This is a genomic window from Providencia sp. 2.29 (assembly GCF_015832305.1).
Classification (GTDB): Bacteria; Pseudomonadota; Gammaproteobacteria; order Enterobacterales; family Enterobacteriaceae; genus Providencia; species Providencia stuartii.
Genome location: NZ_CP065420.1, coordinates 4,087,381 through 4,112,827, shown reverse-complemented (window position 1 = coordinate 4,112,827; position 25,447 = coordinate 4,087,381). Strand labels below are relative to the sequence as shown.

Genomic DNA, 25,447 nt, shown 5'->3' with positions numbered 1-25,447 from the left:
GTTACTGATAAAGACCGTTGCTGAGTTAATGCACCTTGAGTAATATAACAAGGAGCGCCGACTATTCTTGGGATAAAAGCGCCTTAGTTTTAAACTCGAATTGTGATCCACTTAGTCGACAAGTAGAAAGAGACTGGCAACATTCGCTGCCAGTTTGAAACGGCATTCTGACTGGAGTGTGTATTTTTACATGTTACTTCATTAAACGAAGAAATTGAGGATTAGAAACCTGCATCTGCAAGCTATTTTTGTATTCCGTGATTTTTCCTCGCACACAGACTTTTTGCTCATTAAATCTAGTCAGTTGACCAAAGCGGTTCTCAAAGCCTTTCAGGTTATCATCCCAAATTAAAATTGCTAACGATTGGTTCGGGTATGGCTTATCTAGATTTAGGTAAGTCGCCTTTCTACCCTTGTGCACTTGGGCCACGACTCCACAAGCCATTACTGTCTCACCAACATGCAAAGCGGCACGGTATGATTCAATCCTTTGTTCATTGGCCCTGACTTGAGTTGGTAGTGCCATTAAAGAAAGACATAAGGTTCCGACTAATGCTAAGTTTTTCATTTTAGAATATCTCAATTTGATTATTGTATTTTACGATTATCTGAGGCTGGCCATTAAATGAAGTGATATCACCTGAGATACAGAGTCTTTGATTTAAAAAGTGTTGGAACTGCTCACCGTATCTTAATACATTGTCTGCGTCTGAGTCTCAAACAACAGCCCTAAACGTTGTGTTCGGGGATGGGTATTCAAAATTAAGGTAAGTCCCTTTAGAAAAGGCTTTAACCTCTTTGACAACTCCGCACACGACCTGATATGTCCCAACCAAGCTTTTTGCTTGGCTGGTTGCAATAGCCCCTTGCTTGTGTAACCCCCCGCCCGAGTTGGTACCGCTTCATCAACGTTAACTTCTACCCATTCATGAATACTTTTTTTATCATCGGTTTTGGCATCATTACCATTAGAGCCTGTTAAGTTGTCAATTTCTATCATTGACTCACCGGAAGCATTCATAATGCTTATAGCAGCTCAACGGTCATCTATGGGCTGCTTCAATTCATTGAAATCTGGCACTTCAGATTTTGTCCACAGAAAGATAACTCCAACTAATACGGTAGATAACGCAACACTTATACCTAACCAAAAACTAGATTTAGACCCGGAAACCTTTTGGTTGGTCACCAACTCTTTTATAGGGGCTTATTGTTCCGGCGGCGCATGACGCAGAGCAAAGCCCGTTTTTTCAGGTAATTTAATTAATGTCATTAGTTACCTGCTAACCATGTCATCGTGACTCGTTATCTTATTAGTCAACTTAACCGATATTTTCATTGTTGAACGACGTTTGATGTTAAGTCGTCGGTTGAAAATATTGCGTATAAATTAACATTGCCTTCTCTTTTAAAACACCGTGAGTCACCTCTGGCTTAAAAGGGCTTTTAGCGAAAATCTCACCACTGCCTAACATGATGTTAAACCCCGCAATCTCAGCTAGCTCATCATGAGAAAGGCTATAAACCATCCGACCTAATTGACTCCATACCATCGCACCGGAGCACATACAACAGGGCTCACAACTGGTATACAGCGTGTACTCAGATAAATTCATGATTTTATGCTCAGAACAATACTGGCGAATAAGGCCTAGCTCTGCATGATAGGTTGGGTCACTTTCAGTGTGTATGTGATTTTCACCTGTCATTACGACTTGATTGTCTTTAACGAGTACGGCACCAAAGGGCTCATTACCTTTCTTTGTTGCCTCAGCGGCTAACTCAAGTGCCTGTGCCATAAATTGTATATCTAGCTCACGCTGTTTTTCCATATATCACTTCCTTTATGAGTTCATTTTGCTTATTTCAAGATTTATTACTGATTGGTAATTGTCTGTTAGCATTATTTTAGGATAATTGACAGATTTTTTAATCGATAGGATAATCGTTTTTTGCCCTTATTGGACTCTTATTGCTATAAAATAAAAGGATTAAGCCTAAAACAAAGCTCAATCCTTGAAAAATAATTCACTTATATCATCTAATTATTTATTTTTACTGTCTGATTACCCCAGCGCTTTTTACCTCACCATTTTTTCAAATATTCTTCGACTTTTTGAATAAATGACTCTTTAGGGGCTTTTTTACACGCATCGACAATCAGGGGAGTTGCCGTTTCGATACCACTAATATTTAAAGTGGAGTCTTCTACTTTTCCTTTTTGTGTCACAATCTCTGCAGCACCAATGGCGGTTGGATAAAAGTTGTCATCGATGACCAAAAAGTCTTCACACTTCCATTGCGATACAGGTTTAGTGTCCGTTGTTGCGAAAGCGGAAGTTGCCATTAAAGACATTGTAATAATACCGGCAAATAGAGCTTTATTCATAAATGTCACCTCATCTATAGTAGAATCTCTCAAGTATCCGTTTTAGTATAACTGATTTTTTAAAAAAGAAAGCTCTCTAAATTAGATGACCTTATAATCAGCGTTGTACATTGAATAACGCAATATGTTGTCAACCACGACGTTGATTATCCACAAACAATCACATTAAAATCATCAACGCTTACAGATAATTGGCACTAATTATACCATGGAGTTCAGCTTATAATTGACCACCCACACCTTTGAATTTTTCAACAAAAGCGGCGATTTTCTGAAAAACTGTTTGCTTCTGCGTTCGGTACTGTGGATTCAAAGGGATGAGCTTAGGTAATGCTTCATTAAGCGCAGTGCCATTTTCAGAGGCATACTCTCGCTTGAGTGATGAGGTCATATAACGTTTGGCTGCTTCTTCATTGAGCTTTTCAGAGACAATAATGGCATCGGCTTCGCGCTTCTGCTCCGCCTGAGCGAACTTAAAGAAGGCATCAATAATGCTAGCTTTGTCATTGAACTCATCTAGATTTGTCTGATGAATAAAATCAACCACTAAGCTCTCTTTCGCTCTATTGCCCAGGCTACCGCGGATCATACGGCGGACATCTTCAATCAAACCTTCTTTACTCTTGTTCTTCTTATTATGTTCAAAAATCAGTTCAAGAATGTAATCGAGATTTATTTCTTGAGATTTAAGCAAATCAACTTCAAAAACGACATAGCCCCAGTCTACTGTTGACTTATCTTTGTCCTGCCCTTCTTTATCACGGCGTAGCCAATTCTCGACCTTCTTCTCCCAACAAGTCAGGACACGACGATAGCGATTCATCCAACTGTATGTTCTCTCTACAACCCAGCATCCCGCCACTCCTGAAATCGGCGATGAGCAGAGCTTGACGAGCATATACCGGTGGCATTTAGCGCATTCCACTGGCAACCCGTCCTGAGTACGAAGAAAATGGCATCCACTGCAGCGCGATTATCAACCCACTTGCGATGCGTACCCAGCGGGTGTTGAGTTCTATGCTCCGGGATGAGAGGAGCCATTTTCTCCCAGAGTCCATCACTGATCTGCCACTTGTTGCCCACCACACTTCGCCCTCAGAAATTATCATTATGTATTATCTGACAATTCCTTTTGGGATAGGTTCTTATAACGCTTCTAATACTAATATTCCTGTCGCTTTACTAACACCAGATACTGATGCATTACCACTTAACGTAGCACTTACGGAAATAGTTTGGCTAGTTAAGCTATTTAATTGAATTCCCTGGCCATTAGCTAGAACTGGAGTTCCATTCAAAGAAACTTGTGCTGAAACGTTATTACCAAAATTTAACAGTCCATTTACAACATTACTTCCTGTTAATTTTAATTGGTAATTTTGGGCATTACCTGCAGTACACGAGATATTTAAATTCGTATTTTGTGTTAATCCATCAATATTTAAATTCGTTGATGAATAATTTAAATTTAAATTTTGACTATTTAAACTACAGACAGATTTATCTACAGGTGTTTCAGGTAAAACCTCAACAGATATTGGCATTTCAATAAAGACCCAATTATTAGGACTTGTACGATCACGACACTCCCAACTAGTCTTTGTTACTTCCTCCGCAGGATGGTCGTAATATATATCCTGTTCGAGTTTTGGTTGTTGTGACATAATAGAGTTTATCCAATCAATAGCTTGATTTTGTGCTGTTAAGCGCTCACCTGCAGAACAAGATGAAGATGTTCCCACACATGAAAAATTTGTTCCTACAGGACACCATTGATTTCTCATAGAAGTTGAGTAATACCAAAAAAAGTTCCCATTAGCTAGGGCCGCTGCTGATATTGTATATCCTCCCTGATATGTTGAGCTATTGAGTAAAGTTCTTCCCCAATCAATATCAGAGTAAGAAATAGAGCCATGGGGGATAATATAAGGCCGACTACCTCCTCCTCCGCCATTTTGATAATATAGGCTTGTACTCATTGCCCCCCCCCCCCAAGCAAACAACAAAAGTCCATATAATAATTTAATATAAACATTCTTCATATTACAGCCTCCATATTAAATGTAATTTTTTATAGATAGCAATTTATCTAGCAATTCCAATTAATTCATAACAGTCAAAATATTGATTCAAAAGTTTAAACTTCATAAGTTTTAGTGATTTTTTCCTTATATGATTAAAAATCATTATTAAATTTTTCATTTCACATTGTTAAGATTATTTATCTAACTTAGAAAATTAAAAATATATACCAAAGAAACATTAATTCATTAGCAATATAAAAAATGGATAAGAAACTATAAATAATTTTGGTTTCATACCTATTCGTTTTATTCATATTCCAACATAAAGGTTGTTGTTGCCTCAAAGGCGCCTCGCCCTACTGTTTTAGTATATAAGGCATTCGGCTCACCTTGTACATAAGCTTTCAGATTAAGATTATTACCGTTGCCAGAATGCAATTTCTGAGTATAGTTTTTAGCTTTATTCAATAAAATTGGTGTCCCATTTTCAGCTTCTAATCCTATGGCAATGCCACTCGCTTGACTCCCACCATTAAGCGCTAACAATCCCGGTAATGCCAAGCTTTCAGTTCCCTTGAAGGTCACTTGAACTTCTTTCCCCAACACTAAATCACAATTAATTAACCGAATTGTAAATGGCTGACTGTGTGTTCGAGTATTCAAATACAAATATTTATCTACAATAGTGCCAAAATCTAATTCGATATTTTCATCACCAGGATATACTTCGCAAGCGTCCTCAACCAACGTTCCATCAAATTGTACGGTTTCCGACTGCGCACAAAGCGGCACAACCACTAAACTCAGTGACAAGACTAAAGGCCATAATTGATGTAATGGTATTTGCATTTTTTTCATTTCCTTTTTATCGTGTCATTGAAAATCGATGGTCAATGTCCCGGTCGCAGAAAAATTATCACCAACCAGTTCCGTTCCAGCACGCTTAACCGGAACCGCCGATAATCTCGGTGGATTTGAACTATCAATGGCAAACGCCTTATTCAGCTCTAACGGTATCCCGTCCTTTTGAATTTGAATGCCTAATTTTCCGTTATTCATCGGGCTACTTGTTAGTAATGTCGCATTATCAAATCCCGTACCCGCCAGAGTTCCACTGAACGTCAATGTCACATTCCATGGTTGATTTAAGTCACCTTGACAATTCAATTGATACGGAATGTCTTGTTTAAATAGATTCCCATCCACTTTACGCACCCCCACCTTTCCAAAAGAAACACGTATAGGGTTAGTTTGTCCTAACTCACAAACAGGGGGCAGTACTAGCGTGCCATCAAAATGCCAATTAGCTTCTACCGCTAAGGGCATCATCATAAGGAGCCCCCCTAAACTGCATAAATAGCAATAACGTTGACTTGCGCTTATCAGTAACTTTTTCATTGATAGTTCACCTTTAATGTCGCCAACGCAGTAAAGCTACCGCCATCTGTATCATTAAAGCCTGCCGTCATATTTTTAATCGGCGCAGCTTTTAAAGAAGGCAAAGAGGTATAATTAATATTCACCGGCTGATTAATTGGTTGTTGGATATTGTTCACATAAAAAATAACGCCTAATTTATCATTGCTTGTTTTTAATGCGCCATTGCTATTAAACAATGTAGGGTCGCCTTCTAAGGTCAATGTCAGATTATTTTTTGCTAATCCGGTACACGATAGACTCAATGGCAATGTTTGTAAGTAGTTATTACCGTCAATGCGCGTTAATAAAATATCACCAAAATGGATCGCCGCTTGATTATTGTTATTTAGAATGCATTCAGGTGGCGTCACGATTAAATTACCGTAAAGATTTGCCCCTAACCCCCATGCAAATGGAGAGCTTATGACACAAAAAAAGCAGAGCGCCACTTGTTGTCGGTGAATAAATTTCATCTTGTTCTCCTTAACGGTAATCCACCACAAAAGTTAATGTCCCATTAAAATTTCCACCATCAGTTAATACCGTTCCCGAGGGTTTTACTGGCACCGCATAAAGCGCGGGCTGATTGCTACCATAAGTGAAATTCACAACATCACCATTACTTAATCGAGTCGAATCCTGATAAACCGCTATCCCGAGATTCGTCCGATCAGTACGAATAACATTTTGTCCATTGAGCGTAATCGGGATCCAACTGACCGTCATTTTTAATGCATTGCTATAGACATTCGTACAATTTAAGGTGTAATCAATCCGAGTACGTTTATAGCTGCTATTGTCAATCAGTGTTTCATGGATATCGCCAAAATTGACATCTGCCACCGTACCACTATTCACGGTACATTCTGGCGGCGTGACAACCAGCGTTCCTGTAAAATAGACATCCAATGCTCGTGATAATACCGGACTCAATAAACAAAGTAGGCCGATAAAATACCTAACAAAGAGAGTATTATTCATGAAATAGTCCCGCGTTTATTGATAATTTAACGTCACGGTCATTGTGCCAGTGAAAGATCCCGCATCACTGAGCATCATACCGCTAGGTTTTATCGGTACCGCATACAAGTTCGGCGGATTACCGTAAGTAAAGTTAATTGATGCTCCATTTCTTAATGGAGTTGAATCCCGATAAATGGCAATACCTAAATTTGTTCGGCTTGTACTGACAGCAGAAATACCATTAAAGGTTACCTCATTATCCCATGATACCCCCATCTTCAACGCATTTTTTTCTAATGCACTGCAAGATAATCCGGTATCAATCGGTGTTCGCTTATAACTCACCCCATCAATTAATCCTTGTTGCACTTCTCCAAAACGCACAATTTGTATTGAACTGTTATTACTAAACGTACACTGTGGGGGCATCGTAATGGTCAACGTTAAATTCAGATTTGCAGTATCGGCATGTACGACATAGAATAAACTTCCAAACAATAGCGTGCTAAAAAAAAGAACGCTGAACACAATAAGGCCTTTAATTCCTACGGTCACATGCTGTATCAATAACATCGTTGACTCCTAATCATAACTTACCTGAAAGCGAATAATTGCCTGATAAGCTCCCGAACTTAAACCTGCTGTAGTGCGGATCGGGGTAACATAATAAGTCAATTGATTCTGTCCCGGAGAAACAAGCTCAGGAGTACTGTATTGCCCTATTGCAAGAGGATGATAAGAAGCATTACTCAATTGTAATGCAATTCCTTTCGCCCCCGTAACGGCCGCTAATTGTGGGTTTTGATTGTCTGCCGCAGCCAAAAAACGAATTTTCATCGCAGGCATATCAGGACTCCACAATAAGTTGCCGAGTTTATTACGATTACGACTTTCACCACTTAAACAATCTTCTAAACGCAGTTGTACCGCGACAGGAGTACCTGTTTGACCGACTTTCTGTAATTGCCCCGTGCCTAATGTCCCCAGTTCAATCGTTTGATATGCGGAGGACATCGCTAATCGGCAAGCACTTTCCGTTAAAGCCCCGTGTACATACAATGTGCCATTAGCCCCATCGACATCCCAGTTATCCACTTTGTCAAGTTCAGTACTGAGGGCTGTGCTACTGAATAAGCACAATCCTAAACCGTACGCCATCATATAATGAGGTATCTTATTGGCTTCTTTCATGATGCTCTCCTGCGTTGAAATCTGCTTTAACGTCATCTTGTTTGAAGTTACTGTTTATCTGATACCACATGACAGCGATTATCTTGACAAGTAAATGTCAACGTTGGTCGCCCACCGTAGTCATTGATATATGTGAGTACAGGCTTACTGCCTAAAGCTTTTGCACTTCCGCCCATGAGCAAACTGCTTTTAGGAGCAACCATCAACGGTTCAAATCCCGCAACTGTTTTTCCGTCTTTCACTGAAGCGGCATCAACAAGCGTTACAAAATATGGCGTTGGATTCTCTACACTGTATTGATCACCTTGACGAGTAAGTGTGATTTTTTCTTGCCATGGATTTTCCATCTGTTGGCGAGTTGGAATAATCGCTTTTGGGCGATAAAACAACTTAATTCGCGTTTGTAACGCCAACTGAAGTGTGTTGGGTTTATCACTCTTAGGTGGGATTTCACGTAAATTGAAATAATAAACGGACTCCCTGTCTTGCGGCAGTGACGCGACACTCGGCAGTGCTTGAATTTTTACTTGGCTTTTAGCGCCAGGCTCAACACGCTGAACGGGAGGTAATACTGTAAAGGGCTCCGTGATTTTTTCACCTTGGGCATTTTCAATCCAACCTTGTGCTAAATAAGGTAATTGCTTATTTTCATTACTGATATTTAAGCTAATGGATTTATCTTCACCCGTCATAATTGCACGAGTGCGATCTAAAGCGATTGCAGCTTGTGCGGAAGACAGTGTCGTAGATATCAACATCGCTCCAACCAAAAAAGTGGCAATAGGATGATGATTTCTTTTATTGATTTTATTGCTCTGTAACATATTCTTTTACCTTAGTATGAAGAAGAGATAGACCTCTTCAATCATGTCATTTTTATTTTCTTAACCAGCTCTTTGAGCTGACCAAATCTGGCTTATTCGATGCCCCAGAAGTTAATAAATGAGGCGTAGAGAATGACGGTAAACTTACCGCATCCGATTCAACAACCGTCTCAGTCTGCTCAAGAGGTAAGATGTCAGTCGCATGGCACGGTAATAACCAATTCGTTAACAATGTGTCGCTCTTCGGCAATATTTTAGGTAAGGTGATTTCACATTGTGCTTTATCATCCCAACGAACTTGTAACTTATCGTTAGGGTTGAGCCCCGTTAAATACGTACTCCCATCATCCCCTACCATTCCCACTTGTTGGCCTTTCACATTGAAAACTTGTGCCCCAAATGGGGGAACACTATTATCAGATAAACGCAATAAGGCCATTGCACTGTGCCCAGCCACAACATCGAACTGGCGGTAGCCAATAGCACCTTCTGTAAAAGTACCTTGCTTAATCGATTGTGATACCTGAGCATCTTCAGGTAATGTATTTAAATCGACACTGACTTGATTACGGTAATAACTGTTCACGTCTGTTAATACCGCCTGACCAAAATAGTTTGTTCGGATGGTTGAGCCATAACCTCGTAATGGGATATCAGGAACCCCATCCGTATCAACAAAAATTCGAGTCCCCCCAAGCTGATTACCACGATGCATCACCACACCTTGCTTAATCGCCGTAAAACCACCTTGAAGTGATAAGCCAGCAGAACGATATCTATCTTGCTGATAAGTGGCATTTGCATTGATTTGAGCTAAATCCGCTTGATGCGTGTAATAACCACTCACTAACCCACCAGAACGAGACCATCCGGTACTTAATTGGTAATTAGTCCGTTCATCTAATCGGTCGTAATAACTAACTCGTTGAGAATTATCACGCTCATCCCAACTGCTGTTCATGCTAAGCGAACCACTCTCCCCCCAAGGCAATGAAAGGGAAAGGTAGGCGCCATCATCATTAGTCTGCCGATACCGATTTCGATAAGCCGTCAAGTTAACACTTAAATTTTTCCATTTACCGATATCAAAATAGCGCGCTAAAGACAGACTATAACGGTCATTATCAGGCTGATCCCAGTAGGTTTGATGGTAATAATTTATATAAGCACTGAGCCCCAACTCCGGAAATTGTTGGTTATAGGAAACCGTATACATTTCCTTACTGCTATACTGGCGGACCCCCGTAGACTGTGCATTTAAGTACTCAGACATACTCATAAAACCTTGTTCAGCAAAGCGATATCCCGCAAATGTCACTTGGCTATTGTAGGCATCAAATCGTTTTGAATAGCTCAAGCGATATGAATTACCGTGATACGTTTTATCGCCGATTTCAGTTAACCCTTTTAACCGTGAACGCGCATGGGTGATATCAAAAGACAGCGCGCCAAACATCATTAGATCTCGACCGATACCGACCGCTGCAGAAGCGTAATTCTCCGCAGCAACACCGCCACCATACAATGACCAGCCGTTATTGACTCCCCATGAAAACTCGCCGCTCGCAAATGTTTCACCACTAACGTGGTGGCGCCAATCAGTTGGGCGTCCAGCGGCAAGCTTATAACGCAATTGTCCCGGGCGAGTAAGGTAAGGAACACTGGCTGTATTCACCGTAAACGTTTGAATCGTTCCATCTTGTTCTTTAACTTCAACATTAATCTCACCGGATAGCGCATCATTTAAGTCTTGAATACGAAAAGGACCTGCAGCAACTTGCGTTTGATAAATAATACGGCCTTGCTGACTCACGATAACAGTAGCATTACTTTTGGCTACCCCCGTTATTTCGGGAGCATATCCCCGTAGATTGGGCGGTAACATATTGATGTCAGTGATCAAACTCAGCCCCGTAAATCGAAAGCTGTCAAAAATATCGGAAACTAAATAATCTTCACCTAAGGTGAGTTTTGCTCCGAGAGATTTAATTGCACGATAGACATAATACCGCGTCCAATCTAATGAACGGGAAGTACCTTGACCTTGCTGCTTGTCTAAACGTAGTTGCCAATCTGCACGCATACGCCACACACCTAAGTTCACACCCGCAACACCATTGCCGCTAACATTAGCATTTGTTCGTTGTCCGCCCCGAGTTTGCTGACCAACCTGAGCATTGAGGTTATAATCAAAAAGAGCGCCGGGTAATCCATCCTCCCAGCGAGCAGGTGGATCCCAGTTTTCGGCTGTATACTCCAAATAGGCTTGGGGTAAACTGATATATAAAGCAGAAGCGGCTAAATCCCCTTTGACTTCCGTACCCGGTAAGCTATCGAGAGATAAACACTGACCATCATGCCACCATTTTAATGTTGGCAATAAATCAGGTTTAAGCGCTAGTTGCTCAACTAACGCAGGGCTTAAACAGGCAACGCTCTCATCTGGCTGGCCGTCGGGTACGTAATAAAATACGGTTTGTTCCGGTAATTGATGTTTATTTATAAAAATAGAAAAACGATATTCACCCGGCATTAAATAGCCCGGACGTGAAAACTGGGCTAAATCAATATTGGCGCGGTCATTGACATCCAGAATATCCGTATTAAATTCAATCTGCTCAGCGTAGCTATTACAACTTAGGGACAGAGCAACAAGCACTCCCATCAACCGAGGACGGCTTATCCGTAACAACGGCATATGAATATAACCTAGGGCCATCATCTCGACCTTCTTATTTCTTTTTTTATTAATAAAATCATTAAGCTTTTAATTTTCATGCAAAACCAAGTGTGAATTTTTGCATCTAAAATCAATTAATGAATTATTCATAATCCAATTTAAAACGTAATTGGCTGTAATACTGTCCTGAAACTAATGGAGCATGATTAGCCACTAATCTTAATTCGTAAGCTAAATCATGGGAGCCCTGTGTCAATGTTTGAGCAGACAGAGCCTGCCCTGGAACAATAATTGCTCCGTCGTCATTGCGCTTAATTTGCAATCCGACACCATTTGCTTGTCCATTTACACTAAATAATCCGCGTTGATGTGCACCATCAAAGGTGACTCGAAAGTATTGCCAATTGGGTTTATTTGGGTTTTGACGTTCAAGAACACAATTAACTAACTTAATAACAAACGGATGTGCAGGTCCTTGTCCATCTCGACGGATATCACTGAGAGAGAGGCTGCCCATATTAATAGTCTGATCACGGCTCCCTACATCAATAGCGCAGGCCGTTTCAATGATACTGCCACTCATCTTTACTGAGCCTAACGCATTGGCAGGGGAAATATCGATGAGGGCACAGATACTGAGACTCAATGAAAGCAGTTTACTGAGCGTTAAATATTTCATTGCTTCCTCTTCTACACAGGCTTCCCTTTGAAATAAACCAGCAAAATGTCCTTTTTTGCTGGCTACTAAACAACAATTATTCGTATGACAGTGTAAAGTCAGCTACAGAGCTAAATTCACCTGGGGTAATAGTTTTAATATCACCACCATTACCAACTAAATACGCAGAAAAACGCAGAGTATTCTTGCCATCTTGAATATTTTGGAATGGTGTTGGTGTACCTAACGTAATAATATTCCCGCTACCATTAGTAATTTGTACGCCTGCTCCTGCACCAGTACCAACGATACCTAACGTTTGATTCTTATCATCAAATGAAGCCGCTGCGCCACTAAATGTTAATTGAACACCTTTATCAAACCCAGTCATATCACAATTTTCTAAAGCAATATCAAAAGTACGTGGACTAGATTTACCGCCACCAACTAACGCTACATTTGATATTTGACCCAGCTCAACAGTTTGATCAATTGAATCTGGTGAAATAGAGCATGGTGCATCAATAATAGAGCCTTTAAAATTCACTTTTCCGTGCCCCATATCTGCAGCAAGTACAGAAGTGCTCATAGCGCTAGAAACTAATGCTAATAAAAATAACTTTTTCATATATTCCTCAATGAATTACAAATAAACAACTTAACTTATTTCTATAGAATATTTGTCTACTATAATTAATAAAAGTAGACAGTATCAGAAGCCGCTATTGATTTTTTCAACATTAATGCGTCATCAGAATTTGATTTTTCCATCTCAAGTAAAACATGTTTAATTACTTTCTCAAATGGAACATTTAATGCTATTGATAAATTAAATAACATATCTACTGAAATTTTATTAATACCTCGTTCATATCGAGACATCTGTTGCTGTGAAACATTTAGTTTCTTTGCCAATTCAGCGCCAGTCATTCCGCACTCTCTTCTTATCTGTTTAATAACAGCTCCACAGTAAGTTGAAACTTGATTATTTTGATTGTCGCACTGGCTATTAATTTTACTCTCTTTAAAGTGCATATTAGTAATCTTTCCAATAAATGAAAATAATTACCAATTTAAAATTAGTAATTAAATATAATTTCCGAAACGGACTTAGCCGAGACTTAGCCGAATGAATACAATTATATAGAGTAAGCTTTTAAAAGCAACTCCCCTCTCCTCGCACATTTACTTAAATATTTAAATGTTACAGTTTTAATAATTAATAAATTCACTTAAATATCATGCAATTAAAAAATAAAACTTATTTGTTTAAATTTCAATTAATCACAATTTGATAACATGACCATAGTGTTATAATTCAATACATAAACAAAAAAAATTTTTTTAACCTGAAATTAATACTTATTAATACTTTATATTAATTTGTAACAAACAAATGAAAAACAACCATTGTTTACGCCTCTTAAGCGTTTAAAAAAAAGCAAAAATCTGAAAAATAAAAAAATAATCATTAATTATCAAGCCATTATTAACAACCCACAAAACGAGTTAAAATGAAATATTATCTAACATAGGGGCTGTCCTAGATAACTAAGATCATCTAGGATAGTTCTATGAGAAAAAGTAGACTCAGTCAGTATAAATGAGCACGGTTACTTGAGCTGTTTATTGCTGGCTCCACAGCCCGTATTGCCGCAGAGTTAGTTGGTGTCCACAGAAATACAGCCGCTTACTATTTTCATCGCCTCAGAGTGCTGATAGCTGAGCACGTTGATAAGCACACTTGGTTTGATGGCGAGATTGAATTGGACGAAAGTTATTTTGGTGGTCGTCGTAAAGGTCAACGTGGCAGAGGTGCTGCCGGAAAAGTGCCTGTTTTCGGGCTTCTCAAGCGTGGTGGCAAGGTTTATACCAAGGTCATACCCGATGCTAAATCGCGGACATTACTGCCAATAATTGAGTCAAAAATTTACCCTGACAGCATCGTCTACACAGATAATTTTGCCAGTTATGACGTACTGGATGTGAGCGATTTTAAGCATTACAGGATCAATCACAGCACCCAGTTTGTCGACAAAAAAGACCGGCAAAATCACATCAATGGCATAGAGAATTTTTGGAACCAAGCGAAGCGTCACATGCGTAAATTTAACGGTATTCCGAAGGCTCATTTTGAGCTGTATTTAAAAGAGTGTGAATGGCGATTTAACACACCTAGTGCAAAACAACAATTAACTATGCTAAAACAGATAGTTAAAGGTAAAATTTAAACCTTATCTAGGACAGCCCCCTAACATATTTTATATGTGATTTTTTATCTTACACTCACCAATTTTTACATAATAAAATGACCATATATCATACTATTAGATACTATCCCAAAAGAAATTATCGTATGATATAAAGAATTACGATAATTTCTTGGGGTGACGTATGGAAGGTAGCAAATAGCAGATTAGCGGTGAACTCTGGAATAAAATGGCTCCGCTAATTCCAGAGCATAAAACTCACCATCCTCAGGGGATGCATCACAGACGCTTCTATAACTAAGCCGCATTGCCTCTGCTGAGGTGTTACATACTTTATGCCACTGTGTTTATACTCATTGTTATACCAATCAACAAAATTACCAATCCAACACCGATCGTCTTCAATAGAAGAAAACCCATCCATTGACCATGAAGGACAATACTTTATTGTTTTGAACAACGACTCAGAGTATGGTGTTCTGCACAACTAAATCAGGACATTTTTCTTAAAGAATTTTGTTCATACTCAATGGGGATCGATCACCGTTGGCAGTATGAAGTCTTTCTTGGTTGTAATAGCGCATATACGCGGTAACATCTTCTTTCGTCTGTTTCCGAGTCGGCTGTGGGATTTTCAGTACCCAATCGTGCTTTAAGCTACCAAAAAATCGTTCAACAACGGCGTTATCCCAACAGGCTCCTACATCGCCTATGCTTGCCCTAATACCATAGCTTGTCAGTAAGTTACGATAGTGCTTACTTGTATATTGAGAGCCTCTATCACTATGAAAGACTAGGCCTTTTTCTGGCTGGCGTAAGTTATACGCTTTCATCAAGGCTTTACTGACTAAATCTGCCGTCATTCGTTTATTGATGTGCCACCCCACAATACGGCGTGAATATAAGTCCATCACGATGGCTAAATACATCCAGCCTTCCCCTGTTTTTAAATAGGTCACATCACCCGCCCACACTTCGTTAGGTGCGTGAGGATTAAAATTTTGATTGAGCAAATTATCGGCTACGGCATCACTGTGTTTGCGTTTTGTGGTGACTTTGTAAGCAATGCGCTGAGTGACAACTAGGCCAAGCTGAACCATTAGCTTCTGAACGCCATAAGCACTTACGCTAAAGCCCTCTTTGCATAACCGTTTACGTAACGTTCTGTAACCTAAGCTATTTCGCCTCTGTTCAAAGATGGCTTTGGCTCTACGGTACAGACTAAGTTGTTCAGCGGTGATCAATTTTGCTGGGCGTTTAAGCCACGCATAGTAGGCAGAACGGCTTATTTTCATTAAGTTGCAGAGCTTCAGCACGGGAAACTGTAAGATAATTGCTGAATCGTTTTAAACGCTACTTGGTTTCCTTTAGCAGGAGGGCGCTGGCTTTCCTAAGAAACACATTCTTCTTTTGCCTGTAAAGTCATACCCATTCTCTCGGCTTGGCGTTTGAGATTTTTTAGTACCCTTTCTTTGTACCGCTCTTCGTAATATTCAGCGCCAGGATCTTTATACTTTGTGCCATATTTCATTGCATTGTAAAACAGTATAGCTATCTTTCTTGCAGTGGCAGTTACCGCTTTTGCTTTACCAATCCTAGATGAGAGCCTTCGATAAAATGCACCAAGGGCTGTATCTGAACGACCAACGGTCGTTGCTGCTAGCCTGAGATGAGCGACAACTCGATTATTACTCTTTCGGGAGTGAGAAGACATGACTTTACCACCACTAATTTTTGACCCTGGGCATAATGTTAACCACGATGTAAAATGCTTTTCAGTCGGCCATTTATTCATATCTGTACCACACTCAGATATCAGTCGTAACGCAAGAAAAGGGCCTATGCCATGAATTTGCGTGAGATCAGCCCCTATTAAACGATAAAGCTTTTCTCGCACATCAAATGTCATTGCGTTTGCCTGCTTTGCTCTGTGCTTTGGTTTGGGGATAGGCTCATCGGGTTCGCTCGAATTTATGCAAAGCCTATCGAGTGCAGCTTCAATTTGTACATCACATTCATTTACTTGTCGCTGGTACACATCATACAAAATAATAGCTTGACGTAGAGCAAATAGATGTTCTGGCTGATAGTTACCTTTTAGGGCCGCACAAATTGTTTGTTCATCCGCTTTACAACGTGGATCTCTGAATTTTGCTAATATAGCTGGGTCGTGCTCGCCAGCAACGATGGCTCTTACAATCTTCATCCCCGTTACGCCTGTGATATCAGAAACGACTATATGCAATTGAACGTTCATGAATGTGAGTGCTTTTTGCATATGTTGAATATGCGCTGCTGCATAATCCAACATACGTTCTCTGACTCGCATATATGTCCGAAGTTCAGCTATTGTAGCATCGGGTCTAAAACTGGCTTTTAGCAAACCACATGCATGAAGCCGCTGGATCCATTGTGCATCTCCCACATCAGTTTTCCTACCTGGTACTGCTCGGGTATCACGTGCGTTGGAAAGGACAACCTCAAAACCATGTTCTTCCAAAATTTCATACACAGGTACCCAGTATACACCGGTCGACTCCATAGCGACATTCGTTATTCTACATTTAGTTAACCAACGTGCCATGTTATGGATATCGCCAGTAAAAGCTTTAAACGTTTGGACGGATTTGTCACTGCGATCAGGAGGAACGGCGACAACATGAAAACGGCCACCTATATCTATACCCGCAGTATTAGGATTGATGACAGGAAGTGATTGGGATTTTGGTTTTAATTTTGACATAGTAACCTCGGCTCAATTGTGAATACCGGATGGGGAACTCGGATTAATCACTTTCCTAAACGGGGTCTATGCCACCAATATCGGGTCCGCAGATTTCCCTGGGTCAGGTTTTTTGACGGGGATTTATGTCTCCAAAAGGCGTACGACCACTATCCGGTTAATTTAGAGTATAGATCTTTCTATGTTTCTAGTCAGATGGGGGATATCGCGAAATGTAGGCAGTTTTTTAAAATCTCTTTCTCCATCCTAAGTTCTTTATTTTCCTTTCGAAGTCTTAATAGCTCAGCTCTCTCATCGGAATTCAAGCTGCTACCAGATTGCTCAGCGTCGAATTTTGCTTTCCAGTTATAAAGTAATTTATCGGTGATCCCTAAAGAAGCTGCCGCTTTTGGCACGCTATAACTTTGCTCGGTGACTAATGCGACCGCTTTGTCAATGGCAGTTTAATTATGACCCCTTTAAGGATCCGATTGGCAATTTAAAATTGACCCCATTGATTACATTTCAGACACTATTGGCGCAATACCTATTTTACGCTTATCTTTTAAACGATAACTTTCACCGCTAATTTGAATAACATGACAATGGTGTAATAACCTATCTAACATCGCGGCTGTTAATGTTGTATCATTGGCAAACGCTCCAGCCCATTGACTAAAGGGCAAATTACTGGTTAATAATGTACTCCCTTTCTCATACCGTTTTGCTATTACATTGAAAAAGAGGTTAGCTTCTTCTCGCCCAAAAGGTAAATAACCAATTTCATCAATAATTAGGAGCTTGGGACTTATCACAACCCGTTGTAAGTAGGATTTTAATTTACCTTGATTATGTGAGGTTCCCAGTTGTAATATTAAATCTGCTGCGGTAATAAATCGCGTTTTTATATTCGACATAATCGCTTTATAGCCGAGAGCTATCGCTAAATGGGTTTTTCCAACACCGCTCGGACCCAGCATAACAACGTTCTCATGACGTTCAATAAAACTGAGACCCGATAATTCAATTAGTTGGGATTTAGGAACACCGCTAGCAAAGTTAAAGTCATATTCCTCAAGCGTTTTGATGTTAGGTAACCCTGCAAACTGCAAGAGTGTCGCCTTAGTACGCTGCATCTTAGCATTGATTTCCTCAATCAGAAGTTTTTCAATAAAGTCAGCATACGACCCTTCTTGTTCAAGGTGTTTTTCAGCAATCCTAGGCCAGCTTTCAGTTAATGCGTAGAGTCCTAGTTGGCGACAAGCATCAGCAATACGTTCAGATTGTAAATTCATAATGTTCCCTGCAAAAGTTGATCATAGACGCTAAGCGGATGCTGTAGGCTTTCAAATGGCATCGGTGTCATATTTATCTTCTGATAGCTATCAATATTGCCAAACTTTATCGGCAATGGCAGTAAGGCATTCTGCTCTGTGATTAAGCGTTGGTTCGGTATTTCACCTGTCGTACCGTGGACTCTTGCATTGGCAACTTGAGTTAACCAGTAACCGACATAACCATTTGCAGTTTGGACACCCAGTTGTAACTCTGACATCCTTAATGTTGCTTGTAATGGCACAACAAAGCTTGATTTTAGGTAACGGTTAAAACGTTCAACTTTCCCCTTTGTTTTGGCTCGATAGGGGCGACAAACGGTCAGGTTAAAACCATAATCCTGAGCAAGAGATAAAAGCTTAGGATTCCAACGATGCTCTCCTACTCGGTAAGCATCACGCTCAAGGATGATCGCCTTTGCGTTATCAAAAAGAATCTCATGAGGAACACCGCCAAAAAACTCGAAGCTACGGACTAATCCATCAACCCATGCATCGGTTCGTTCATTGTCATAAAAATGAACATAACTGACCTGAGAATAGCCCAGCGTTGTAACAAACGCTTTTAATGCCTGTTTACCTCGTCGAATGATGGCAAAGTCCACCTGTAATTGCTTTCCTGGCTCTGTTTCAAAGCGCAAGATACCCACTCAATATTCGACGTTTTCCTTGATACCCCAAAGCAAGAAGTTCTTCATAAAGAACGGATGCAGGTATCCAATCAGGATGAGCAGTATCAATCCGAGACTGTATGTAGTCTTTAAATGGATCCAATTTACTTGCCCGGGGTGCTTTACGCTGATAAACAGGTTTTGTATCGGTACGTTGCAAATACTTTTTAACTGTATTGCGTGCTAGACCTGTTTCACGGGCAATCCTTTTGATCGATTTGCCCTGTTGTTTGAGAACTTTTATCGTCACAATCCACTCCTGAGTTAACATTGAAAGCGGCCTCACAAGTAAAACCGCTATATTACGTCAGGGGTCAGGATTCAATTGCCAATATGGGGTCATTTTTACACTGCCAGTAACAGCTTCTTGCTTAAACTCAGTGGTATAAAATCTATTTGTTCGTTTTTTCATTTAACACCTCAATAATTGGATTATATTCCATTATTAAAGTGTCCTGTTTGATTAAAGCAGATCAGTTCATGTTGCTCTCCATATTGTGCATCCGTATTTTATCGGCTGAACAGGTCACGTATCCAAAGGGCTGATGGCATTTCAAACGTAATACTCTCGCTCAATGAAAGTCCCAATGATCTTGTCATGCATGCTGGATGATTTTGAATACCCTAACGTCTTGCGATTAAGTCGTTTCAATCGGTTACGCAACGTCAGATTTTCACGCTCAATTCGCTGTGTGTATAGCTTTCCTAAAATAGGTTTTTCGCTAGGGAGTGTCTCTTTGTACGCCCTGTAACCATCCGTACACCAAAAAGCGATACGGAACCCAGACAGCAGTTTTAACAATTTCCCCAGTGTTTTCTTGCTTCGGGAACCAAATACATGAGCGATAATCCGCTTTAAGCGAGGCTCCCATGCATACCACAACCAACGCTGACGTTTTTTGTTACCGATAAATGACCACATCTCATCGACCTCACAAATGAGCTGAATTTGTAGGTTATCTAGGGGCAGTGTTGTTACATTCCGTGGCGAGAGTTTTTTAAAGTGCGGACGACGGCATTGATACTAATATGTAATGCCCTAGCGGTGTCACGAATACCCGCATTATTCATGGCAAGCTCAACCACTTGCTCTTTGATGCCGGGCTGACAAGCGTTGTAGGTATAATCGAGTTGAAAAGTGCGGCAACAGGCCTGACAGCGATAACGGGGATGACCTCCATTGCCGGTGCCATGTTTTTTAACAGGGTCGGTTAATCCACAGAATCGGCATTTTACTGAAATGGTAGCCATACTAAGCCTCAACAGAAAAGCTCAGTTTACCCCATTATCAACTCATTGAATACTCGACCGGCTGAACAATACATATTCATCCATGATAGCTGTTAATCCCCAATTTTCGGCTTGCCTATCAATCACCCATTCTACGAGTTGTTCTTTGGATTTCAACTTAAGTGTATGGTTCCAATCGTCTAACGGTGACCCCAACAGCAAATCATACCAACATAACCAGACCAATTTCGGGCGTATTTCCGGATCATTAAATTGCTGAAATAAACTGATTAATTTGTTCGCAAAGGCATGCTGGTTAAGACGCACACATTCACTGAGCAGTATACCTTCCAACATCGGGTGATAGCGTAATAACCGTTCATCGATATGAAAACTCAGGTTTAAATCCTCTTCTTCGGTGAGTTTATCAGGGCAGGCTTTGCCATACATCAGTCGATAGAGACAAGCTGGAATAACCGCCACCTGGCAGGCTTCATGACTCGAAAAACGAATGTACGACATCATCAAATAGTGACTGTTTTGAATGAGTGAATGACACATCCCCTGGCAAATGGACAACTTCGTATACCCATTTAACCAACGTTGATAATAACTCAATAACTCTTCATAACGAGCGGGCAGCTTTTTCATACTCTCGGTACTCCATACATTAATTCGTAGAACTAATTGGGTTAAATTGAATACGTTGACTTTGAAAGGATTAACCCCGAGAAGCCACAAGACGCGCTTGCAGCCATTGCTCTACTTCACTCTTTAACCAGCGAGAGCTACGCCCCAGTTTGATGGGTTTAGGAAACTCCCCCTCTTGGATTAATTTGTAAAACCATTTATCCGTCAAACCGGTTAGGCGAGTTATAAATTTCATATCAACGAATTGGTCATCTAGTAAGGGAATAGCTTGAGAACTCATTATTGAACTCCTGTCTTTAAAGTTAAAAGGCAGAAGGGATATCGATAAGTGTTTAGGGATATCTCTCTTCCAAAAGATATCCCCCTCATGTTTTTTATTGGTAGATTAACGGCTGCACCCAAAAGAACGCTCACCATCACCATAATATTTTGTATGTTCTTTGGCTAAGTAACGACAGCGCTGGTTTAATTCGAATATCGTGCTTTCATTATTAGGTTTATTATTATCTAGCCACGTTATGGCATTATCTGGAATATGAATTAAATAACGCTCCGCAGGGTAGTTCACACCAATAGCACTACACCATGCTTGCTGTATTAATGCATAGAGCGTCCCTTCAGTTTTAACAAAGTCACCTAACCCCCAATAAACATCTTTATTTAACAGCAAAAGAACATGATAGTGTTTTTTATTATTTATCTCACCGAACTCTCTGACCCAGACATAAGATAACGGGCATATGTGGTTACGCTTCCATATTTTATTCTTACGTTTTAGGTCAGCATTTATTTTGGCTTTTAACGATTCAAAGAATCGAGTGATGACCCTCGAATCGTTAAAGTGAAATATATTTTCAGATGGGAAACGCAAGTCAACCCGAATAGCAGTAACACGATTGTGAATTAAAAGTGCTTTACGGATAGTGTGGTTTATCTTTTGAATGTAATGCTCATTGTAGGTGTAACTAGACATGATTAATACCTGTGGTTGGTTTTATTTCATATCTAGAATGGATGTTGTTAAAAACAGGCATTCATCATTTAACCAAGATGATGAATATATGGATAGGTGAGTCAGTGACAGGGTAATGTTTAATCTTTTAGGTGTGGTTATGATGCTGGTTATCTTTATTAAAATAATACTATACCAACACGATAAAGCCTTTTTTTATCTTATCATCAATGCCCGTGACAGCGCGTTTTTGAACCACAATGAGCCGCTTCTTTTTGAGGAGAGTCAACTCTGATATTAACTTATCTAAAGATTAGCCTTTACTCTAATAATAATTAGTGCAGTTATCGTGAGTTTTAGCACATAAATAGGGGTTTTTATGTAGTACAATGACACCTTAAACACTACGTAAAATACTATGTAAACATATGCAAAAAATACTACGTGGAGAATAAATGATAAATATAAATGTCAATGATAATTATTTGGAGTGCAGACAATATTATGCTGTTTTGTTCTATATGTTTTCAGAAAAAACACTGTCGCCTAATGAGCTTTATAAAATGATATCCGAAGCAAAGAATAAGAATGTGTGTACATTACTTAGTGAGTTAAATCAGCATGTCGGGAGTAGATTTAAAAATGTTGATTATTATCTCAGAACGATAGAGCAAAAGATTATCCCAATAGAACAATTATCTTTTTTAACGGATGAAAGAATATCATTTGTTATCTTAAACTTTCTCATGAAGTCGTATAATAAACATCTTATAGAAAATGATTACCCATCAATTATGGGGGGCGTGTATAATTACTCTCCCTTGAACTTGAACCCTATCATGGGCAGGAATATCTCTTTTCATTATATTGTTTGTTTTTTAGACTTTTTAGTTTTGTTTATAAACCCTAAAGATTTTAATGATTCAGTCTTTTGCATGAAAGATAAAGCTTCGTCTGTTTCTAAAGAGTACCCCGATCCTTTTTTATTTTTACCCAGAAAAAATGAAGCATTAAAATGGATAGCCGAGAGGATGATCCGCGCAAATATTGCTGTTGATGATGATGTTAATGTTCTTATTCAAAATGAAAAATGGAAATTGATTATTTCCTGTTTTGATTATTGGGCTATTATTTCAAGTGTAGAAGCAGTCAAGCTTTTTCTATCTCAAACAAGAAAAGCTTGGAGCCAAAAAAAATATCGTGATGGTGTTAAAGATAAGGCTGTACTGAATACGTATATTTCCAAATCATCAATGGTAAAATTAAAAAAAATAGCCAAAAATCATAATAAAAATATTAACGAAATTATCGAGGCGATGATTGATCAAATTGTTCTACCACGGGATTCCATTGAAGAACTCATACTGCTAGTTAAAAAGAAAAATTTAAAATAATTTCAAATACATATTATCACCTTGAATAATGATAATTTTATTTTCAAGGAGTTTGTATGAATCAACATATTGAACTGGAGAAGGCTCTCGCAGTCTTTCCCTTTTCATTTAAAACATCATTTTTTAACCAACTCAGTCAGCTCATCAATTACTCCCCCACCATCGGTTTGATGGGTAAAACGGGAGCGGGAAAATCCAGTCTTATCAACGCACTATTCCAATCGTCATTATCACCTGTGAGTGATGTTTCAGGCTGCACACGCCAAGCCCAACGCTTCAGCATGACGATGAACAACCATACTCTCACTTTTGTAGATTTACCCGGCGTGGGGGAAAGCCTTGAGCGGGATAAAAAGTACCACCAGCTCTATCGCAACTTATTACCAGAATTCGATTTAATCATTTGGGTACTCAAGGCCGATGACCGAGCATGGTCTTCTGATGAACAGTGTTATCGCTTTCTCACGAAGAAATGCGGTTACCAACCTAATCAATTTCTATTTGTCTTGAACCAAGCCGATAAAATAGAGCCTTGTCGCCAGTGGGATGAATACAAGCATCAGCCATCCTCAGAGCAGACCTATAACTTAAAATTAAAGCAACAAGCCGTCATAACCGCCTTTAAGCCGCATCATCCTGTGATAACAGTTTCTGCGGTCGAAAACTATCAACTAACTGAATTAGCAGAGCAACTCATACAGGCGTTACCGGCGCAAGCCAGTAGCGGAGTAGCTAGGCAACTGAACATCCCTTACCGGACGCAATCGGTGGAGAACGCTGCACGTAACGATTTTGGTCAATGTGTCAGTGATATTGTGGATACCTTAATCAATATCATTCCCTTGCCGCCATTGATAAGAAGTACGGTTAGCATCGTTAAAAACAGTATCGTCTCCGTCGCTAAATCCCTGTGGAGAATGTTCTTTTAACCTCTTACATTAAACCATTAATTATCACTCTCAGCGTCAGTCCTTAACAGGATTGGCGCTTTTTTATTTCTTTTTCTTGGAGTCTCAACTGATGAATAATTCAACTGAATGTGCAATTACAATGACACTCGTCCCCAATGAACAACGACTTGATTTTTGGCTCAACCACTTCGGGAGCGTGAAAGGCTGGACCACCTTTGAAGTGGTCATTTTTACCACTATGGGGCAGTTTTGTGATGACTATCAAGGTGGATATTGGGAATATTGCACCTTATCCAATGGTGGCGCTTTTATTTATCCAGATTTACCTCAAGAGACACTGACGCTGTTCAACCCACATAACGGTAACGAAGCCAACGTCAGTTGCGAAGCGGCAGGTATTGCCGTGTGTTTGATGATGTACAGTTTATGGTCATTTCAAACGGAAAGTGACATCCTCGTCGATCGCTTTTATCAATTGCGTGATTATGCGGCGCAACACCCAGAACGTTCCGCCATTTTCCATCTAATCGATTAACCACGTCCTTATTTACGCCTTCGTATTATCTGATTCATTATAAAAGTATCATCAGACTAACCCATTAATTAACTTACATTTATTTTTATATCTATATTATTTTAGTGAATCAATCATCAGAATGAGTCACTAAAAATGATACTCAATATACCTATCATTTCGAGAAAGCTCTGCACCGCAAGGTGTAGGGCTTTTTTGCTTATTACTGTCTATCAATATCGACTGAATTGGAGTTCTATTATGTTTACCTTACAAGAGCAAGAATCAACTGTTATCAAAACTAACCTTGTTCACCCTCGTGGTCGTGATACCTTTTGGCGTTTTTACTTTGGCACGGTGCCGGATTGGCAACGTATCGAAGGCGATATCTTTAACATGATGGCTAAATGCTGTCAGACCTATCAAGGGGCTTTCTGGGAGTTCAGTATGTTATCGAATGGAGGCGCTTTTATCTGGCCTGATATGCTCGAACCCTCCCTGCAAATGTTTAACCCGCATAACGGAAATGAAGCTGAGTTAAGCCCTGAAGCAACCGGTATCGCAGTCTGTCTAATGGTGTATAGCATCTGGTTGTTTAAAACCGAGAGTTCTGTGCTGATAGAGTATTTTTACCAACTTCGTGACTATGCGATGCAACATCCCGAGCAAGCACAAATCTTTCACTTAATTGACTAAGTTATTGATAACGC

General features: G+C 39.8%; 27 protein-coding genes and 7 pseudogenes. 5 read left to right on the top strand and 29 right to left on the bottom strand.

What is annotated here, in order from left to right; translation table 11 throughout:
• Positions 1-193: 193 nt before the first annotated feature.
• The 19 genes and pseudogenes from I3B46_RS19500 to I3B46_RS19415 all read right to left on the bottom strand — a co-directional run bounded on the left by I3B46_RS19500 (position 194) and on the right by I3B46_RS19415 (position 13,183).
• A complete protein-coding gene (locus tag I3B46_RS19500; protein ID WP_014657501.1) occupies positions 194-568 on the bottom strand; it encodes a hypothetical protein in 375 nt (124 codons plus the stop codon).
• Positions 569-691: 123 nt separating this feature from the next.
• Positions 692-1,000, bottom strand: coding sequence for a hypothetical protein (locus I3B46_RS22580; protein ID WP_121875348.1), 309 nt, complete (start codon positions 998-1,000; stop codon positions 692-694).
• Between the two features lie 358 nt (positions 1,001-1,358).
• Entirely contained in the window at positions 1,359-1,832 is a 474-nt protein-coding gene (locus tag I3B46_RS19490; protein WP_076914431.1) for a nucleoside deaminase, read from the bottom strand.
• A gap of 254 nt (positions 1,833-2,086) precedes the next feature.
• Positions 2,087-2,389, bottom strand: a complete 303-nt coding sequence (hdeA, locus tag I3B46_RS19485; protein ID WP_014657455.1) for an acid-activated periplasmic chaperone HdeA — start codon at positions 2,387-2,389, stop codon at positions 2,087-2,089.
• 220 nt (positions 2,390-2,609) lie between these two features.
• Positions 2,610-3,170, bottom strand: a pseudogene (locus I3B46_RS19480) (type I restriction endonuclease subunit R, EcoR124 family); the annotation flags it as partial.
• Positions 3,156-3,239: pseudogene (locus tag I3B46_RS22795) on the bottom strand (IS5/IS1182 family transposase); the annotation flags it as partial. The pseudogenes I3B46_RS19480 and I3B46_RS22795, both read right to left, overlap by 15 nt.
• Positions 3,233-3,475 (bottom strand): annotated as a pseudogene (locus I3B46_RS19475) (transposase); the annotation flags it as partial. The pseudogenes I3B46_RS19475 and I3B46_RS22795, both read right to left, overlap by 7 nt.
• 59 nt (positions 3,476-3,534) lie before the next feature.
• Positions 3,535-4,431: a hypothetical protein gene (locus I3B46_RS19470; RefSeq protein WP_121875305.1), complete on the bottom strand. Its 897-nt coding sequence runs from the start codon at positions 4,429-4,431 to the stop codon at positions 3,535-3,537.
• Positions 4,432-4,719: 288 nt separating this feature from the next.
• Positions 4,720-5,262: a fimbrial protein gene (locus I3B46_RS19465; RefSeq protein WP_121875306.1), complete on the bottom strand. Its 543-nt coding sequence runs from the start codon at positions 5,260-5,262 to the stop codon at positions 4,720-4,722.
• 24 nt (positions 5,263-5,286) lie between these two features.
• Positions 5,287-5,745, bottom strand: coding sequence for a fimbrial protein (locus I3B46_RS19460; RefSeq protein ID WP_231405884.1), 459 nt, complete (start codon positions 5,743-5,745; stop codon positions 5,287-5,289).
• A gap of 62 nt (positions 5,746-5,807) precedes the next feature.
• Positions 5,808-6,305 carry a fimbrial protein gene (locus tag I3B46_RS19455; RefSeq protein ID WP_076914444.1) on the bottom strand — a complete coding sequence of 166 codons (498 nt, stop codon included), beginning with the start codon at positions 6,303-6,305 and terminating at the stop codon, positions 5,808-5,810.
• Positions 6,306-6,315: 10 nt separating this feature from the next.
• On the bottom strand, positions 6,316-6,813 hold the full coding sequence (locus I3B46_RS19450; RefSeq protein WP_121875307.1) for a fimbrial protein: 498 nt from the start codon (positions 6,811-6,813) through the stop codon (positions 6,316-6,318).
• 15 nt (positions 6,814-6,828) lie between these two features.
• A complete protein-coding gene (locus tag I3B46_RS19445) occupies positions 6,829-7,368 on the bottom strand; it encodes a fimbrial protein (protein ID WP_121875308.1) in 540 nt (179 codons plus the stop codon).
• Positions 7,369-7,377: 9 nt separating this feature from the next.
• Positions 7,378-7,986: a fimbrial protein gene (locus I3B46_RS19440; RefSeq protein WP_014657446.1), complete on the bottom strand. Its 609-nt coding sequence runs from the start codon at positions 7,984-7,986 to the stop codon at positions 7,378-7,380.
• 47 nt (positions 7,987-8,033) lie between these two features.
• On the bottom strand, positions 8,034-8,810 hold the full coding sequence (locus I3B46_RS19435) for a fimbria/pilus periplasmic chaperone (RefSeq protein ID WP_014657445.1): 777 nt from the start codon (positions 8,808-8,810) through the stop codon (positions 8,034-8,036).
• 52 nt (positions 8,811-8,862) lie between these two features.
• On the bottom strand, positions 8,863-11,532 hold the full coding sequence (locus I3B46_RS19430; RefSeq protein ID WP_076914445.1) for an outer membrane usher protein: 2,670 nt from the start codon (positions 11,530-11,532) through the stop codon (positions 8,863-8,865).
• A 100-nt stretch (positions 11,533-11,632) separates the two neighbouring features.
• Complete coding sequence (locus I3B46_RS19425; RefSeq protein ID WP_014657443.1) at positions 11,633-12,169, bottom strand: fimbrial protein; 537 nt, start codon at positions 12,167-12,169, stop codon at positions 11,633-11,635.
• A 76-nt stretch (positions 12,170-12,245) separates the two neighbouring features.
• Entirely contained in the window at positions 12,246-12,776 is a 531-nt protein-coding gene (locus tag I3B46_RS19420) for a fimbrial protein (protein ID WP_076914446.1), read from the bottom strand.
• 65 nt (positions 12,777-12,841) lie between these two features.
• Positions 12,842-13,183: a helix-turn-helix domain-containing protein gene (locus tag I3B46_RS19415; protein ID WP_076914447.1), complete on the bottom strand. Its 342-nt coding sequence runs from the start codon at positions 13,181-13,183 to the stop codon at positions 12,842-12,844.
• Positions 13,184-13,770: 587 nt separating this feature from the next.
• On the opposite strand from I3B46_RS19415, the gene I3B46_RS19410 reads away from it, so the two are divergent.
• Positions 13,771-14,379: an IS1595 family transposase gene (locus tag I3B46_RS19410; RefSeq protein WP_196993226.1), complete on the top strand. Its 609-nt coding sequence runs from the start codon at positions 13,771-13,773 to the stop codon at positions 14,377-14,379.
• A gap of 277 nt (positions 14,380-14,656) precedes the next feature.
• Here I3B46_RS19410 and I3B46_RS19405 read toward each other — a convergent pair.
• From I3B46_RS19405 to I3B46_RS19360, 10 genes and pseudogenes are all read right to left on the bottom strand, one after another.
• A pseudogene (locus I3B46_RS19405) lies at positions 14,657-14,833 on the bottom strand (integrase core domain-containing protein); the annotation flags it as partial.
• 31 nt (positions 14,834-14,864) lie between these two features.
• Positions 14,865-15,721: pseudogene (locus tag I3B46_RS19400) on the bottom strand (IS3 family transposase); the annotation flags it as partial.
• Positions 15,722-15,748: 27 nt separating this feature from the next.
• The gene (locus I3B46_RS19395; RefSeq protein ID WP_014657438.1) at positions 15,749-17,101 is read right to left on the bottom strand and encodes an IS110 family transposase; all 1,353 of its coding nucleotides are present in this window, start codon (positions 17,099-17,101) and stop codon (positions 15,749-15,751) included.
• A gap of 224 nt (positions 17,102-17,325) precedes the next feature.
• Positions 17,326-17,538, bottom strand: a pseudogene (locus I3B46_RS19390) (transposase); the annotation flags it as partial.
• Between the two features lie 60 nt (positions 17,539-17,598).
• A complete protein-coding gene (gene istB, locus I3B46_RS19385) occupies positions 17,599-18,375 on the bottom strand; it encodes an IS21-like element helper ATPase IstB (RefSeq protein WP_076914449.1) in 777 nt (258 codons plus the stop codon).
• A pseudogene (gene istA / locus I3B46_RS19380) lies at positions 18,372-19,356 on the bottom strand (IS21 family transposase). The gene istB and the pseudogene istA overlap by 4 nt, the downstream one beginning before the upstream one ends.
• Positions 19,357-19,638: 282 nt before the next feature.
• A protein-coding gene (locus I3B46_RS19375; RefSeq protein ID WP_114143465.1) for an IS1 family transposase occupies positions 19,639-20,336 on the bottom strand; the annotation gives its coding sequence in 2 pieces (ribosomal slippage) (positions 19,639-20,087 and positions 20,087-20,336; 699 coding nt in all).
• 42 nt (positions 20,337-20,378) lie between these two features.
• Positions 20,379-20,966: a hypothetical protein gene (locus tag I3B46_RS19370; protein ID WP_076914451.1), complete on the bottom strand. Its 588-nt coding sequence runs from the start codon at positions 20,964-20,966 to the stop codon at positions 20,379-20,381.
• A 70-nt stretch (positions 20,967-21,036) separates the two neighbouring features.
• Positions 21,037-21,246, bottom strand: coding sequence for a helix-turn-helix transcriptional regulator (locus I3B46_RS19365; protein ID WP_076914452.1), 210 nt, complete (start codon positions 21,244-21,246; stop codon positions 21,037-21,039).
• A 105-nt stretch (positions 21,247-21,351) separates the two neighbouring features.
• A complete protein-coding gene (locus tag I3B46_RS19360) occupies positions 21,352-21,939 on the bottom strand; it encodes an inovirus Gp2 family protein (protein ID WP_121875291.1) in 588 nt (195 codons plus the stop codon).
• A gap of 434 nt (positions 21,940-22,373) precedes the next feature.
• On the opposite strand from I3B46_RS19360, the gene I3B46_RS19355 reads away from it, so the two are divergent.
• The 4 genes from I3B46_RS19355 (at position 22,374) to I3B46_RS19340 (ending at position 25,433) form a co-directional block, all read left to right on the top strand.
• On the top strand, positions 22,374-23,312 hold the full coding sequence (locus tag I3B46_RS19355) for a hypothetical protein (RefSeq protein WP_196993119.1): 939 nt from the start codon (positions 22,374-22,376) through the stop codon (positions 23,310-23,312).
• Between the two features lie 56 nt (positions 23,313-23,368).
• A complete protein-coding gene (locus I3B46_RS19350; protein WP_121875289.1) occupies positions 23,369-24,241 on the top strand; it encodes a GTPase family protein in 873 nt (290 codons plus the stop codon).
• A 91-nt stretch (positions 24,242-24,332) separates the two neighbouring features.
• A complete protein-coding gene (locus tag I3B46_RS19345) occupies positions 24,333-24,758 on the top strand; it encodes an antirestriction protein (RefSeq protein ID WP_109396749.1) in 426 nt (141 codons plus the stop codon).
• A gap of 240 nt (positions 24,759-24,998) precedes the next feature.
• Positions 24,999-25,433, top strand: a complete 435-nt coding sequence (locus tag I3B46_RS19340) for an antirestriction protein (protein ID WP_121875361.1) — start codon at positions 24,999-25,001, stop codon at positions 25,431-25,433.
• Positions 25,434-25,447 lie beyond the last annotated feature (14 nt).

Coding starts and splice junctions, on each gene's coding strand:
- I3B46_RS19355 (WP_196993119.1), top strand. CDS start 22,374: ATGATAAATATAAATGTCAATGATAATTATTTGGAGTGCAGACAATAT.
- I3B46_RS19470 (WP_121875305.1), bottom strand. CDS start 4,431: ATGAAGAATGTTTATATTAAATTATTATATGGACTTTTGTTGTTTGCT.
- I3B46_RS19415 (WP_076914447.1), bottom strand. CDS start 13,183: ATGCACTTTAAAGAGAGTAAAATTAATAGCCAGTGCGACAATCAAAAT.
- I3B46_RS19490 (WP_076914431.1), bottom strand. CDS start 1,832: ATGGAAAAACAGCGTGAGCTAGATATACAATTTATGGCACAGGCACTT.
- I3B46_RS19420 (WP_076914446.1), bottom strand. CDS start 12,776: ATGAAAAAGTTATTTTTATTAGCATTAGTTTCTAGCGCTATGAGCACT.
- hdeA (WP_014657455.1), bottom strand. CDS start 2,389: ATGAATAAAGCTCTATTTGCCGGTATTATTACAATGTCTTTAATGGCA.
- I3B46_RS19365 (WP_076914452.1), bottom strand. CDS start 21,246: ATGAGTTCTCAAGCTATTCCCTTACTAGATGACCAATTCGTTGATATG.
- I3B46_RS19455 (WP_076914444.1), bottom strand. CDS start 6,305: ATGAAATTTATTCACCGACAACAAGTGGCGCTCTGCTTTTTTTGTGTC.
- I3B46_RS19360 (WP_121875291.1), bottom strand. CDS start 21,939: ATGTCTAGTTACACCTACAATGAGCATTACATTCAAAAGATAAACCAC.
- I3B46_RS19395 (WP_014657438.1), bottom strand. CDS start 17,101: ATGTCAAAATTAAAACCAAAATCCCAATCACTTCCTGTCATCAATCCT.
- I3B46_RS19370 (WP_076914451.1), bottom strand. CDS start 20,966: ATGAAAAAGCTGCCCGCTCGTTATGAAGAGTTATTGAGTTATTATCAA.
- istB (WP_076914449.1), bottom strand. CDS start 18,375: ATGAATTTACAATCTGAACGTATTGCTGATGCTTGTCGCCAACTAGGA.
- I3B46_RS19500 (WP_014657501.1), bottom strand. CDS start 568: ATGAAAAACTTAGCATTAGTCGGAACCTTATGTCTTTCTTTAATGGCA.
- I3B46_RS19350 (WP_121875289.1), top strand. CDS start 23,369: ATGAATCAACATATTGAACTGGAGAAGGCTCTCGCAGTCTTTCCCTTT.
- I3B46_RS19440 (WP_014657446.1), bottom strand. CDS start 7,986: ATGAAAGAAGCCAATAAGATACCTCATTATATGATGGCGTACGGTTTA.
- I3B46_RS19435 (WP_014657445.1), bottom strand. CDS start 8,810: ATGTTACAGAGCAATAAAATCAATAAAAGAAATCATCATCCTATTGCC.
- I3B46_RS19345 (WP_109396749.1), top strand. CDS start 24,333: ATGAATAATTCAACTGAATGTGCAATTACAATGACACTCGTCCCCAAT.
- I3B46_RS19340 (WP_121875361.1), top strand. CDS start 24,999: ATGTTTACCTTACAAGAGCAAGAATCAACTGTTATCAAAACTAACCTT.
- I3B46_RS19425 (WP_014657443.1), bottom strand. CDS start 12,169: ATGAAATATTTAACGCTCAGTAAACTGCTTTCATTGAGTCTCAGTATC.
- I3B46_RS19460 (WP_231405884.1), bottom strand. CDS start 5,745: ATGATGATGCCCTTAGCGGTAGAAGCTAATTGGCATTTTGATGGCACG.
- I3B46_RS19450 (WP_121875307.1), bottom strand. CDS start 6,813: ATGAATAATACTCTCTTTGTTAGGTATTTTATCGGCCTACTTTGTTTA.
- I3B46_RS22580 (WP_121875348.1), bottom strand. CDS start 1,000: ATGATAGAAATTGACAACTTAACAGGCTCTAATGGTAATGATGCCAAA.
- I3B46_RS19465 (WP_121875306.1), bottom strand. CDS start 5,262: ATGCAAATACCATTACATCAATTATGGCCTTTAGTCTTGTCACTGAGT.
- I3B46_RS19445 (WP_121875308.1), bottom strand. CDS start 7,368: ATGTTATTGATACAGCATGTGACCGTAGGAATTAAAGGCCTTATTGTG.
- I3B46_RS19430 (WP_076914445.1), bottom strand. CDS start 11,532: ATGATGGCCCTAGGTTATATTCATATGCCGTTGTTACGGATAAGCCGT.